Source organism: Salinibacterium sp. AL4.1 (genome assembly GCF_059767305.1).
This window is the reverse complement of record NZ_JBSOQK010000001.1, coordinates 1185882-1199431: the sequence shown is the minus strand read 5'-3', so window position 1 is coordinate 1199431 and position 13550 is coordinate 1185882. Positions and strand designations below refer to the sequence as shown.

8 protein-coding genes are annotated in these 13550 nt (G+C 60.2%); 3 read left to right on the top strand and 5 right to left on the bottom strand.

Annotated features, from left to right (window positions below):
* Positions 1-38: 38 nt before the first annotated feature.
* Both ACWTV3_RS05905 and ACWTV3_RS05900 read right to left on the bottom strand, forming a co-directional pair.
* Complete coding sequence (locus tag ACWTV3_RS05905) at positions 39-593, bottom strand: alternate-type signal peptide domain-containing protein (RefSeq protein ID WP_498477247.1); 555 nt, start codon at positions 591-593, stop codon at positions 39-41.
* 347 nt (positions 594-940) lie between these two features.
* Positions 941-1807, bottom strand: a complete 867-nt coding sequence (locus tag ACWTV3_RS05900) for a spermidine synthase (protein WP_100388164.1) — start codon at positions 1805-1807, stop codon at positions 941-943.
* 79 nt (positions 1808-1886) lie between these two features.
* Here ACWTV3_RS05900 and speB point away from each other — a divergent pair, with 79 nt between their 5' ends.
* From speB to ACWTV3_RS05885, 3 genes are all read left to right on the top strand, one after another.
* Entirely contained in the window at positions 1887-2900 is a 1014-nt protein-coding gene (gene speB, locus ACWTV3_RS05895) for an agmatinase (RefSeq protein WP_498477246.1), read from the top strand.
* A gap of 211 nt (positions 2901-3111) precedes the next feature.
* On the top strand, positions 3112-6636 hold the full coding sequence (gene rpoB, locus ACWTV3_RS05890) for a DNA-directed RNA polymerase subunit beta (RefSeq protein WP_100388166.1): 3525 nt from the start codon (positions 3112-3114) through the stop codon (positions 6634-6636).
* A 44-nt stretch (positions 6637-6680) separates the two neighbouring features.
* Complete coding sequence (locus tag ACWTV3_RS05885; protein WP_498477245.1) at positions 6681-10562, top strand: DNA-directed RNA polymerase subunit beta'; 3882 nt, start codon at positions 6681-6683, stop codon at positions 10560-10562.
* A 119-nt stretch (positions 10563-10681) separates the two neighbouring features.
* Here ACWTV3_RS05885 and ACWTV3_RS05880 read toward each other — a convergent pair whose 3' ends face one another.
* Genes ACWTV3_RS05880 through ACWTV3_RS05870 form a run of 3 tightly spaced genes read right to left on the bottom strand, consistent with a single transcriptional unit; the run spans position 10682 to position 13508 of the window.
* On the bottom strand, positions 10682-11680 hold the full coding sequence (locus tag ACWTV3_RS05880) for a DUF8320 family protein (RefSeq protein ID WP_498477244.1): 999 nt from the start codon (positions 11678-11680) through the stop codon (positions 10682-10684).
* A complete protein-coding gene (locus ACWTV3_RS05875) occupies positions 11677-12894 on the bottom strand; it encodes a sensor histidine kinase (protein ID WP_498477243.1) in 1218 nt (405 codons plus the stop codon). Before ACWTV3_RS05875 ends, ACWTV3_RS05880 begins: the two co-directional genes overlap by 4 nt.
* Positions 12891-13508 (bottom strand): response regulator, encoded by a 618-nt coding sequence (locus ACWTV3_RS05870; protein WP_498477242.1) that lies wholly within the window; start codon positions 13506-13508, stop codon positions 12891-12893. The genes ACWTV3_RS05875 and ACWTV3_RS05870 overlap by 4 nt, the downstream gene beginning before the upstream one ends.
* Positions 13509-13550: the final 42 nt, after the last annotated feature.

Genomic DNA, 13550 nt, shown 5'->3' with positions numbered 1-13550 from the left:
TGTGCGTCCCCCCAGACCGCACACCCAGCGGGGTAAAACTAGTTTTGCGTGAGCGTGATGGTGAAGTCGCTCAGCGATACGGCACCAAGCTTCGAAGTGTTCTCGGCTCCGGCGGTGGTGCTCTTCGGGTACGTGATGGTGACGCTGACAACAACGGGCTGCGTTCCATTGGCGGGGCTCACGGTCGAGGTCGATGCACCGTTGACGGTGAACGTTGCCGACTTGGTGAGTGCTGCGGCGAGCGCGGTGTCAGCTGCATTGCTCGAGCTGGCTGCCGTGATGGCGAGCGTGCCGAGGGCCGCGGTTGCGGTCAGGTTGTCGCCGGTTGCGGTGACGTTGAAGGTCTTCGTGTATGTGACGGTGTCACCGGGAACGATCTTGAAGTTGGCAGGCGACGCGACAGTCGCTGCGTTGCCGAGCTTCCAGCCATCGGTGGTGTTGGTTGCGGCGGCGATGCTCAGCGTTCCTGCCGAGATGGTGCCCGGTGCGCTGACCGTTGCTACGGAGTTCCAGGTAGCGAGCGTTCCTGCACCACCGAGGAGAAGAGCGATTCCTGCTGCACCTGCGATGGAGCCTTTAACGAGCTTGTTCATGATTTCCTTTCGCGGCGCAGCAAAAACAGGCCGGAATGTGTGTGGTTCGGGTTATCGGGATCAGAAGCTGTCTGCTGGTTTCGGGTTCCTGCATCTCGGGATGAGTAGTTGCGAGGTTCGGGCCTCGCTCTCAACTTCCTAAAAGCGAATCTATATGTCCTCCCTAAGGAGGACAGTCCCCAGTAATGGGGGGCACCCTATGTCCGCACCATGGGGGACTAGACGTGGCGGTTTGGGGGACGAAATACCCCGATTTTATGCGGATGTCACCGAAAACACGCGAAAGGGGTACATGCTTTGTACCCCGAAAGTCTCAGAAAAACCGGGGTACAAGGGGACAGATCTGTCTATCCTCTACCCGGTTTGACCTGAAAAATATTTTTGGATGGGGGTGGAGATTTCACCGCTGTGGCGTCTGTGACCACCGGTGAGCTCCCAATAAAGTCCAAAAGTTCGACACCGGCGACCACTTTTGAGGGGTGTGGCCCACCAGCAAGTAGCCGCGGCATCCAGTGCAAGGGGAGAGCCGACGGTGAACCGACAAGCACGATGTTGCCAAAACGGCGTCCCTTGAGAATTTGGGTCTCGGCGAGAGCGGCCACGTGGCCGACCGTGTGCTTGAGAGTCGCGGCTTGGCTGCGTGCAAAAGCGAGCCCAGGGCCGTCGGCAACGTTCACGACGACAACGCCCTCGGGCGCGAGGAGCGTCATCGCTTCCTCGTAGAACTCGACGCTGGTGACGTGAGCGGGAGTGCGGGCGCCGCTAAAGACATCAACGACGAGAAGATCCACAGCGCCGCGCATCCCGGCCGGGAACTTTGCCAGCACCTCGCGAGCGTCACCGTGACGAACGCGGATGGATGCCCGCTTCGACCACGGAAGCTCCGCGCGAACGAAGTCCACGAGATCCGACTCCAGCTCGACGACCTGTTGGCGTGAGCCGGGGCGCGTGGCCTCAACGTAGCGGGGAAGGGTCAGCGCGCCACCGCCGAGGTGAATGGCGGTGATGGGTGCGCCGGGCTCCGAGAGTTGGTCAATGACGTGGCCCATGCGCTGCACGTACTCGAAGAACAGCTGGCTCGGATCGTCCATGTTGACGTGCGATTGAGGCGTGCCGTCCACGGTGAGGGTGAAGGCGCCATCCTGCCAACGGTCAGGGGCGATCTCGGCAAAGTGGCCGCTCAATTTCAGGGTAGTGCTGGGATGCTCGGCCATGGCATTGACTTTGCCACACTCCGTGCAGACATGCAGCCGCGCTCGCGGGCGCCAGAACCGCTGAGCGGTACGGTGAGGCATGGCTGATGCGAACCGCGAACTTCCTCCCCACCTCAAGGCGCAATTGAACGCCCAGTCCTATGTGGGGCCGGCAACCTTCGGAATGCGGCCGATGCTGAGCGAGCCGGAGCAGCTTGATTCGTGGCAGCCAGATGTCGCGGTCGTTGGTGCTCCCTGGGACGACAGCACCACCAACCGCCCGGGCGCTCGCTTCGGCCCGCGTGCGTTGCGCGCCAGCGCCTACGACCCCGGCACGTATCACCTCGACCTCGGCGTCGAAATCTTCGATCACCTCGACGTCGTCGACTATGGGGATGCCGTCACGAGTCACGGAATGTGGGAGCTATCGAAGGCAGCGATTCACGAGCGCGTCTCGCAGGTCGCCAGCCGCGGCATCGTTCCGGTCATTATTGGTGGCGACCACTCGATCACGTGGCCGGCCGCAACGGCGGTCGCTGAGCACCACGGTTTCGGCAACGTGGTCATGATTCATTTCGATGCGCACGCTGACACCGCGAACATTCTCGAGGGCAACCTGGCCAGCCACGGAACTCCGATGCGTCGCCTCATCGAGTCGGGCGCCATCCCGGGTCCCAACTTCTTGCAGGTTGGCTTGCGCGGTTATTGGCCGGGAGAAGAAGACCAGAAGTGGATGCGCGATAACGGTCTCAAGCACTTCATGATGCAGGAGTTTTGGGAGCGCGGCGTCAAAGAGATGATCCCCGAGATCATCGCGGCGGCGAAGGCGCGAGCATCCAAGGTTTACATCTCGATCGACATCGATGTGCTCGACCCCGGTTTCGCGCCGGCAACCGGAACGCCTGAGCCCGGCGGCTTCGCACCCATTGATTTACTGCGCATCGTTCGCCAGATTGTGCTCGAAACGGATGTCGTGGGCTTCGATGTCATGGAGGTTGCGCCGGCCTATGACCACGCCGACATCACGGTAAACAACGCCCATCGGCTCATCTGGGAGGCCTTCGGAGCCATGGCTGCCAAGAAGCGCGCGGCGGGACTCACAGCAAACCCCTAGTCGAATTCTTGATTTAGGTCAAGAATCGGGTGGACACGGCGCGGCATAGCGGCTTATAGTAGATCCTTGCGCTCCCAGACAAATTAAGCAGTCATATTGCGGACAGCTGGGTGCCCCGAGTATAGCGGCGGGGTGATTCTGGTGAGCATTTCATTACCGACCGTCAATCATCTTGACAGACGAACCCGACGGGGTTCACGGAGGTTGTTCCTTGGCTGCTGCGCGCGATGCGTCCACCAATAAGTCCCCAAAGAATGGCCGCGCAGCTTCGCGGCTTTCTTTCGCTAAAATTACTGACACACTCACGGTTCCCGATCTGCTTGCATTGCAGACCGAGAGCTTTGACTGGCTCGTCGGCAACGACAGCTGGAAAACGCGTGTAACGGATGGTGTTGCCGCTGGCCGCACCGACCTGCCTACACGCAGTGGTCTCGACGAAATCTTTGAAGAGATCTCGCCGATCGAAGACCTCGGTGAGACGATGCAACTGTCGTTCACCGATCCTGAGCTCGAAGAGCCGAAGTACTCCATTGACGAGTGCAAGGAGCGCGGCAAGACTTTCGCTGCGCCTCTGTACGTCAACGCTGAGTTCATGAACCACCTCACCGGTGAGATCAAGACTCAGACCGTCTTCATGGGTGACTTCCCGCTTATGACGGCTCGCGGTACCTTCATCATCAACGGAACCGAGCGTGTTGTTGTTTCTCAGCTCGTTCGTTCGCCTGGTGTGTACTTCGACCGCCAGCCCGAGAAGCTCTCCGACAAGGACATCTACTCGGCTCGCATTATCCCGAGCCGTGGTGCTTGGCTTGAGTTCGAGATCGACAAGCGCGATCAGGTCGGTGTTCGCATCGACCGTAAGCGCAAGCAGTCGGTCACGGTCTTCCTGAAGGCCCTCGGCCTGTCCAGCGAAGAGATCCTCGAGGAGTTCAAGGGCTTCCCGTCGATCGAGGCCACCTTGGAGAAGGACAACATCCTCACCAAGGAAGAGGCGCTCAAGGACATCTACCGCAAGCTGCGTCCGGGCGAGCAGGTAGCTGCAGAAGCCGCACGCGCGCTTCTCGACAACTTCTACTTCAACTCGAAGCGTTACGACCTCGCGAAGGTTGGTCGCTACAAGATCAACCGCAAGCTTGGTCTCGACACCGACATTAAAGAGTCGGTCCTCACCGTTGAAGACATCATTGCCACCATCAAGTACATGGTGTCGCTCCACGACACCACTGCTCCCAACGTCGCGGTTAGCGACAGCGGTGCAGCCAGCATCAAGGGTGTTCGCGATGGCAAGAAGGTTGACATCCGTCTCGACGTAGACGACATCGACCACTTCGGTAACCGTCGTATCCGCGCCGTGGGTGAGCTCATTCAGAACCAGGTTCGTACCGGTCTCAGCCGTATGGAACGTGTTGTTCGCGAGCGCATGACCACGCAGGACATCGAAGCCATCACCCCGCAGACTCTGATCAACGTGCGCCCCGTCGTCGCCGCGATCAAGGAGTTCTTCGGTACGTCGCAGCTCTCGCAGTTCATGGACCAGAACAACCCGCTCGCGGGTCTGACCCACAAGCGTCGCCTTTCGGCGCTGGGCCCTGGTGGTCTGAGCCGTGAGCGCGCTGGCGTTGAGGTTCGAGACGTTCACCCCTCTCACTACGGCCGTATGTGCCCGATTGAGACTCCTGAAGGCCCCAACATTGGTCTGATTGGTTCGCTCGCATCGTTCGCTCGCATCAACGCATTCGGTTTCATCGAGACCCCGTACCGTCGTTTGATCGACGGCGTTGTTTCGACGACCATCGACTACCTGACTGCAAGCGATGAAGACGACTTCATCGTTGCGCAGGCAAACGCGCCTCTTACCAAGGACATGCGGTTCGCTGAGCCCCGCGTTCTTGCTCGTAAGAAGGGTGGCGAGGTTGACCTCGTTCCCGTAGAAGACATTGCCTACATGGATGTCTCGCCGCGCCAGATGGTGTCGGTAGCGACCTCGATCATCCCCTTCCTCGAGCACGACGATGCAAACCGCGCACTCATGGGTGCCAACATGCAGCGTCAAGCTGTCCCGCTGCTGCGCAGCGAAAGCCCGCTCGTGGGAACCGGTATGGAAGCCTTCGCCGCCATTGACTCTGGTGACGTTGTCACCACGCTCAAGGCTGGTGTTGTCTCTGAGGTTTCAGCAGACGTCGTTGTTGTTCAGCTCGATGAGGGCGGAACGCAGGAATACTTCCTGCGCAAGTTCGACCGCTCCAACCAGGGCACGAGCTACAACCACCGCGTTATCGTCAGCGCCGGAGAGCGCGTCGAAGTTGGTCAGGTCATCGCTGATGGTCCCGCAACGGAGAACGGCGAGCTCGCCCTCGGAAAGAACCTCCTCGTGGCATTCATGCCGTGGGAGGGTCACAACTTCGAGGACGCGATCATCCTGAGCCAGAACCTGGTCAAGGATGACGTACTGTCGTCGATCCACATCGAAGAATACGAAGTGGATGCTCGCGACACCAAGCTCGGTAAGGAAGAGATCACGCGCGATCTGCCGAACGTTAGCCCAGAACTCTTGGCTGACCTCGACGAGCGTGGAATCATCCGCATCGGTGCAGAGGTTCGCCCCGGCGACATCCTCGTCGGCAAAGTCACGCCTAAGGGTGAGACTGAGCTTTCGGCTGAAGAGCGCTTGCTCCGTGCCATCTTCAACGAGAAGAGCCGCGAAGTTCGCGACACCTCGCTGAAGGTTCCCCACGGTGAGCAGGGCACGATCATTGCTGTCAAGGAATTCTCCGCAGACAACGATGACGAGCTTGGTTCGGGCGTCAACCAGCGTGTTGTTGTGTACATCGCCCAGAAGCGCAAGATCACCGAAGGTGACAAGCTCGCTGGTCGTCACGGCAACAAGGGTGTTATCTCCAAGATCCTGCCTGTCGAAGACATGCCGTTCTTGGCCGATGGAACCCCGGTTGACATCATCCTGAACCCCCTCGGTATCCCCGGTCGAATGAACTTCGGTCAGGTCCTCGAAACCCACCTCGGTTGGGTTGCAAAGCAGGGCTGGGAAGTTGAAGGCAAGCCGGAGTGGGCGAAGAACCTCCCGGAGGAAGCGTTCAGCGCTGCCCCCGGAACCAAGGTTGCTACCCCTGTATTCGACGGTGCGTACGAAGAGGAAATCGCGGGTCTTCTTGACTCCACGACTCCTACTCGTGACGGCGACCGCCTCATCGACCACACGGGTAAGACCCGTCTGTTCGATGGTCGTTCGGGAGAGCCGTTCCCGGCTCCCGTTTCGGTCGGTTACATGTACATCCTCAAGCTGCACCACCTCGTTGACGACAAGATCCACGCTCGTTCAACCGGTCCGTACTCCATGATTACTCAGCAGCCACTCGGTGGTAAGGCTCAGTTCGGTGGACAGCGCTTCGGTGAGATGGAAGTGTGGGCGCTCGAGGCCTATGGTGCCGCATACGCACTGCAGGAGCTTCTGACGATCAAGTCGGACGACATCCTCGGCCGCGTCAAGGTATACGAAGCCATCGTTAAGGGCGAGAACATCCAGGAGCCGGGTATTCCCGAAAGCTTCAAGGTGCTCATCAAGGAAATGCAGTCGCTGTGCCTCAACGTCGAAGTTCTTTCGGCAGACGGTTCAACGGTCAACCTGCGCGACTCGGACGATGAAGCGTTCCGTGCCGCTGAAGAGTTGGGCATCAACATTTCCGCGCGGTTCGAATCCTCGTCTGTTGACGAGATCTAACCCGACCGATTACGACTGCAGAACTTTCGAAGAGAGAAGATAAATTGCTCGACGTTCACGCGTTTGATGAAATCAAAATCGGTCTCGCTACCGCCGACGACATTCGTCGCTGGTCGCACGGTGAGGTAAAGAAGCCAGAGACCATTAACTACCGCACACTCAAGCCGGAGAAAGACGGTCTGTTCGGCGAACAGATCTTCGGACCTTCGCGCGACTGGGAGTGCTCCTGTGGCAAGTACAAGCGAGTCCGCTTTAAGGGCATCGTTTGTGAGCGCTGTGGTGTTGAAGTAACCAAGTCGGCTGTGCGCCGTGAGCGCATGGGCCACATCGAGCTCGCCGCTCCGGTTACCCACATCTGGTACTTCAAGGGTGTTCCGAGCCGTCTCGGTTACCTGCTTGACATGGCACCGAAGGACCTCGAAAAGGTCATCTACTTCGCTGCATACATGATCATTTCGGTTGACGAAGAAGGCCGTCACGCTGACCTCCCCGCGCTTGAGAACGAGATCCGTCTCGAAATCAAGACGCTCGAGGGCCAGCGCGATTCCCGCATCGCCGACCGCTTGACCAAGTTCGAGGAAGACCTCGCCGCTCTTGAAGAAGAGGGAGCGAAGGCCGACCAGAAGCGCCGCGTCAAGGATGCTGCTGAGAAGGAAATGTCTCAGCTGCGCAAGTCGATCGATGAGCAGATTGCTCAGCTTGAGCGCGTGTGGGAAGACTTCCGCACCCTCAAGATCGGTGACCTGAAGCCTGAAGACTCTGTCTTCCAGGAACTGCAGGACCGTTTCGGTAGCTACTTCGAAGCATTCATGGGTGCCGAAGCGATCAAGAAGCGTCTTGAGTCCTTCGACCTCGCGCTCGAGAGCGTTGAACTTCACGACCAGATCGCTAACGGCAAGGGTCAGAAGAAGATCCGCGCCATCAAGCGCCTGCGTGTAGTCAACTCGTTCCTGCAGACCGGCAACTCGCCGGCCGCGATGGTTCTCGATGTTGTTCCGGTTATTCCTCCGGAGCTTCGCCCGATGGTTCAGTTGGATGGTGGCCGCTTCGCGACTTCCGACCTCAACGACCTCTACCGTCGTGTGATCAACCGCAACAACCGTCTGCGTCGTCTCCTTGACCTCGGTGCACCCGAGATCATCGTCAACAACGAGAAGCGCATGCTTCAGGAAGCCGTTGACGCACTGTTCGACAACGGTCGTCGTGGCCGTCCCGTCACGGGTACTGGTAACCGCGCCCTCAAGTCCTTGAGCGACATGCTCAAGGGTAAGCAGGGTCGTTTCCGCCAGAACCTGCTCGGAAAGCGCGTTGACTACTCCGGTCGTTCGGTGATCATCGTCGGACCGCAGCTCAAGCTGCACCAGTGTGGTCTTCCCAAGCAGATGGCTCTCGAGCTGTTCAAGCCGTTTGTTATCAAGCGCCTGATCGACTTGAGCCACGCACAGAACATCAAGAGCGCCAAGCGCATGGTTGAGCGTGCACGTCCGCAGGTCTGGGACGTACTCGAAGAGATCATTCGTGAGCGCCCCGTGCTGCTGAACCGTGCACCAACCCTGCACCGTTTGGGCATCCAGGCATTCGAACCTCAGCTCGTTGAGGGTAAGGCTATCCAGCTTCACCCCCTCGTCTGTGCTGCATTCAACGCTGACTTCGATGGTGACCAGATGGCTGTTCACCTTCCGTTGTCGGTCGAGGCACAGGCTGAAGCTCGCGTTCTTATGCTCGCCAGCAACAACATCCTCAAGCCGTCTGACGGTCGCCCGGTGACTCTGCCCACACAGGACATGATCATCGGTCTGCACCACCTGACCACGCTCACGGAGGGTGCTGTCGGCGAAGGCCGTGCGTTCTCGTCGGTCGCTGAAGCGATCTTCGCGTTCGACCAGCACTCGCTCGACCTCAATGCCAAGATTCGTTTGCGTCTCGATGGTGTCTACCTCGCTGAGGAAGATGCTCCCGAGGGCTTCGTTCAGGGACAGTCCAAGCTCATGGAAACGACCCTCGGTCGCGCACTCTTCAACGAGGCGCTCCCGAAGGACTACCCGTACATCGAGGCACTCGCTGACAAGGGCCAGATCTCGGCCATCGTCAACGACCTCGCTGAGCGGTACGTGAAGGTGGATGTTGCAGCAGCTCTTGACGCGATCAAGGACGCGGGATTCCACTGGGCTACCCGCTCTGGTGTAACCGTTGCGCTGTCTGACATCGTGACCCCGCCGACCAAGCCGGAAATCATCGGCCGCTACGAGAAGATCGCAGCGAAGGTTCAGGGCCAGTACGAGAAGGGACTCACGACCGACGCCGAGCGTCGTCAGGAGCTCATCGAGATCTGGAACAAGGCAACCGCAGAAGTGGCGACTGCCATGCAGTCCAACTTCCGCACTGACAACAACATCAACCGCATGGTGTCGTCTGGTGCTCGTGGTAACTGGATGCAGGTTCGTCAGATCGCCGGTATGCGTGGTCTCGTATCGAACCCGAAGGGTGAGATCATCCCTCGCCCGATCGTTCACTCCTACAAGGAAGGCCTGACCGTAGCCGAGTACTTCATCTCGACTCACGGTGCTCGTAAGGGACTGGCCGACACCGCACTGCGTACTGCAGACTCCGGATACCTCACGCGTCGACTCGTTGACGTGTCGCAGGATGTCATCATTCGTGAAAACGACTGTGGCACCCGCAAGGGACTGGACATGCCCATCGCAGCGCAGAACGCTGATGGCAAGTGGATCCTCGACGACAACGTTGAGAACTCGGTCTACGCTCGTAGCCTCGCTGCGGATGCCAGCAACGACAAGGGCGACGTAGTCGCTGCTGCTGGTGCAGACGTCGGAGACGTTCTGCTCGAGAAGCTCGTTGCCGCCGGTGTTCACAGCATCAAGGTTCGTTCGGTACTCACGTGTGAGTCCGCTGTTGGTGTGTGTGCAGTCTGCTATGGCCGCTCGCTCGCAACCGGCCTTCTCGTTGACATCGGTGAGGCTGTCGGAATTATCGCCGCACAGTCGATCGGTGAGCCCGGTACCCAGCTGACTATGCGTACCTTCCACACCGGTGGTGTTGCTTCGGCAGACGACATTACGCAGGGTCTTCCCCGCGTTACGGAACTCTTCGAAGCTCGTACCCCTAAGGGTGCAAGCCCCATCGCAGAAGCCGCTGGTCGCGTCACTATCGAAGACACCGACCGCAGCCGCAAGCTGATCCTCACGCCAGACAATGGCGACGAGCCCATCGCTTACCCGGTACTGCGTCGTGCAACCCTCCTCATTGAGGATGGCGAGCACGTTGAGCTCGGACAGCAGCTTCACGTCGGAAACGTTGACCCGAAGGAAGTTCTTCGTGTTCGCGGTGTCCGTGCCGTGCAGCAGCACCTCGTTGATGGTGTCCAGGGCGTTTACCGCTCGCAGGGTGTACCGATTCACGATAAGCACATTGAGGTCATCGTTCGCCAGATGCTCCGCAAGGTGACTGTTGTTGACCACGGTGACACTGGGCTCCTCCCGGGTGAGCTGGTCGACCGTTCGAAGTACAACGAGCTCAACCGCGGTGTTCTCACCGAGGGCAAGGCAACGGCATCCGCTCGTCAAGAGATCTTGGGTATCACCAAGGCTTCGCTGGCGACCGAGTCGTGGCTGTCGGCTGCGTCGTTCCAGGAGACCACCCGCGTACTTACGCAGGCGGCCATGGAAGGCAAGTCAGACCCGCTCATGGGACTCAAGGAGAACGTCATCATCGGTAAGCTCATCCCGGCTGGTACGGGATTGGCTCGCTACCGCGATGTATCGGTCGAGGCAACGGAAGAGGCGAAAGCCGAACGTTACCCCAACCGCATCTTCGCTGATGATGCAAGCCTCACTGAGAGCGACTTGAGCTTCGTCGACTTCGACAGCTTCAGCTCGAATGACTCCACGCCGGGAACCTACAACTAAGTAGTCTCGGCATCACCTCCGGGTGATACCACGAAGGGCCCTCGTCACTGCGACGGGGGTCCTTCGTCGTTAAGGCCAAGCGCTAAGGCGAGGCGCTAAGGCGAGGCGCGGTAAGGCGGCTACGGCGTAGGGATCTCGATGCGCGAGTAGTCTTCGTCATCCGTGACCATCGTGGCCAGCAGCGCGCGCCCAGCGGGCAGCAAGCGGATGGTGACAGCCCCCTCGGCGGTCTCGTCGAGAATGCGCACGGCAGCGTCGGTGACGGTGGAGAGAGCGCCGATGGGCAGCGGTAGCGGATAGCGGTCGTCAAGCAGCACGACAGCGATGCCGCGGCGTCGAGCGCGTTGCACCGCCGCCACAATTTCGGGGAGGTCGAGCTGGCGCGCGCGAAGGCTATCGCGCAGACGTGCTTCAGCAATCAAGAGTTCCGCGCGGTCGTCATCGGTGAGTTCGTCGCCATCAGCGATGCGCTGAAGTTGCACGCCAACGGCCGCATCGAGGCCTGCGAGCCGCCGCGAGCGTTCCGCCGTGCGAGCGAGGGCAGCAGCTTCGGCCGCGGCGCGTGCGGTCTCCACGCTGTGGATGCCGTCCAGTCGTTGGCGAGTGCGTCTCATGCCGAGAGAGAAAAGGGAGCCGACAAGCACGAACGGCGCCTGACGTGCCACGAGAAGGATTGCCTCGAGAAGCCGATCCTCGGTGGAGAGCCCCCACAGAATTACGACACCACCGATCGCGGCGAAGCCGAGCCACGCTAAGAGGTTTCGCCGGCGAAGGCTGAGGTAGAACATGGCCAGCGCGCCTGCGCCCACGTACCACTGAGAGAATCCCCCGACCGTGGCATTGGGTGACGAGATGGCGGCTACCACGACGCTCGCGACGATGACGTAGGTGCTCACTCCTACTCCCACGCGGGGTTGAGTGTCGTGGGTGAGCACAAACCAGATACTGGCGAACAGTGCGATCGAGATGTAGACGGGAATGGCGGATTCAACGTCATCGAGCGAGAGCAGGGCCAGAGCCGAAATCGTCACAAAGTAGATCCAGATTAATGCGTGCGCTCCGCGGCCCGTGATCTGAGGCAGGTCCAGTCGTGTTCGCGGCGTTAGCTCATGAATCATTCGGACCACCCGACCGTCACACGAGTGCCTCGATTGGGCTCGGACCACACCGTTGCGCGGGCGCAGGGGAATGCGTTCACGCGCCCCAGAATGCTCACCACGATGCCCAGACGGTTCGCTGGAACCGCGGCAGGGTCGAAGCCTTGGCCGTCGTCGCTGATGGTGATTTCGACACCATTCTGACGAAGGTAGAGGCGAACCTCACGGGTAACCGAGGCGGCGTGGTTTCCGGCATGCACCACGCTATTACGGAGCGCCTCGACGGTTGCTTCGATGAGCGCGCTCGCGATCGAGGAAGGCAAGGGGGCTTCACGCGAGCCTTCCACAGTGAGTTCAGCGGCATCCGTTGTTTCCGTAATGGAAGACGCGAGCCCCTGCACAAAGTAGTCAACGTGGACGAGCTCGGGAACGCTTGCGGCTGCGCCGCTGAGTTCGCTGAGCCGAGCGATTGTTCGCGCGGCTTGTGCTCGGGTCGATGCCGAGTCGCTGCGCCCGGCGCCGGCAGCCGCGAAGATCGTCGCGATGACTTCGTCGTGCACGAGAGCATCGAGGTGGGCCTGCTCTTCGCCGCGGGCGGTGAGTGCTGCTGCGCGCATTGACGAGGTGCGTGCGGCAGCCGCAGCGGCATCCACTTCACGGCCAGCGGCCATTGCGACCGTGGCGACGGCAGTGAAAGCGGCGCAGACGGTGATCGTGAAGAAGGCGAACTGCACGGCCAAGGATACATCGGCGCCTCCATCGGCGATGATGCGAATGGGGGCGATCACAAATGATGCTGCCAGTAGATACGTCCACGCAACCACCGGACGCCAAGCGATCGCGGCAGGGGTAGTGCCCAGCGCCGTGAGCCCGACCACCCAGGGCGCGGTTTCGGGAGGCATCGGACCATTGACGAATGCGGGCACCCAACTCAGAACGGCGACGGCGAAAATCACCGCATATGCCCCGTGCAGAATGCGAAGCTGCCGCAGTGAAATCCACGGTGACGCTGCGGCAATAATCAGTGGTGTACCGAACACAGCGATACCGGCCACCAATTCCCAAAGCGGTAATACGTAGGGGGCTTCGTCAAAGAATGACCCTACCGAGAGCCCCAGAAACATCATCGAGGCGGCAGCGAGCACGAACGTCATCGTGCGCACGACTCCGAGTTCGGCGCCCCCTTCCACGCGAGGCGGAGCGGCGGTACTGCCCACAATCGCGCCGATGCTCATGAGTGCGGGGGAGGAAGAATGCCGTCTTCAACTGCACGCTTGTACAGGTCGACTTTCGTTGCAGCTGGCCGTCCCGCCATCGCGTACTTGTGACGGATACGACGAACATACTCAGCGACGGTGCTGGCAGAGAGGCCAGCTCGGTGAGCCACCGCGACCGACTTATCGCCCGAGGCGTAGTGGGCGAGCACCTCCTGCTCCTTGGGGCTCAGCCCCGCCGCTGCAAGTTCCGGGTCGGAGTCCAACGCGGCGGCCCAGTCGGTAGTCACCACCGGGTTGCCGAGCGCTGCTTCGCGCACAGCATCAACAATCACATCGCGTGACTCTGACTTGCGCACAATCCCGAGTACGCCCGCACGGGATGCCGCACGCACTTCGGAGGCGTTGTCCGCTGCGGTGAATACCAAGACGTTGAGGCCACGCTCCCGCAACCAAGCGACATTCTCGTCGACCGTGCTGCCGTCCGAGAGGCGCACATCGAGAACAACAAGGTCGAGGTCGTCGGCGACCGTTTCGAGGTCGCGCACGCTCGCGACCGAGGCGTGAAGAGAAATGTCAGCGCAGTGCCCCAGGAGCGACGCGAAACCGAGCTGTACAGTTTCGTGATCATCCACGTGCCCTATGCGGTAGGTGCGTGGCGGTTCGTCGTGCGGTTT

Coding starts and splice junctions, on each gene's coding strand:
- ACWTV3_RS05905 (WP_498477247.1), bottom strand. CDS start 593: ATGAACAAGCTCGTTAAAGGCTCCATCGCAGGTGCAGCAGGAATCGCT.
- ACWTV3_RS05900 (WP_100388164.1), bottom strand. CDS start 1,807: ATGGCCGAGCATCCCAGCACTACCCTGAAATTGAGCGGCCACTTTGCC.
- speB (WP_498477246.1), top strand. CDS start 1,887: ATGGCTGATGCGAACCGCGAACTTCCTCCCCACCTCAAGGCGCAATTG.
- ACWTV3_RS05880 (WP_498477244.1), bottom strand. CDS start 11,680: ATGATTCATGAGCTAACGCCGCGAACACGACTGGACCTGCCTCAGATC.
- ACWTV3_RS05875 (WP_498477243.1), bottom strand. CDS start 12,894: ATGAGCATCGGCGCGATTGTGGGCAGTACCGCCGCTCCGCCTCGCGTG.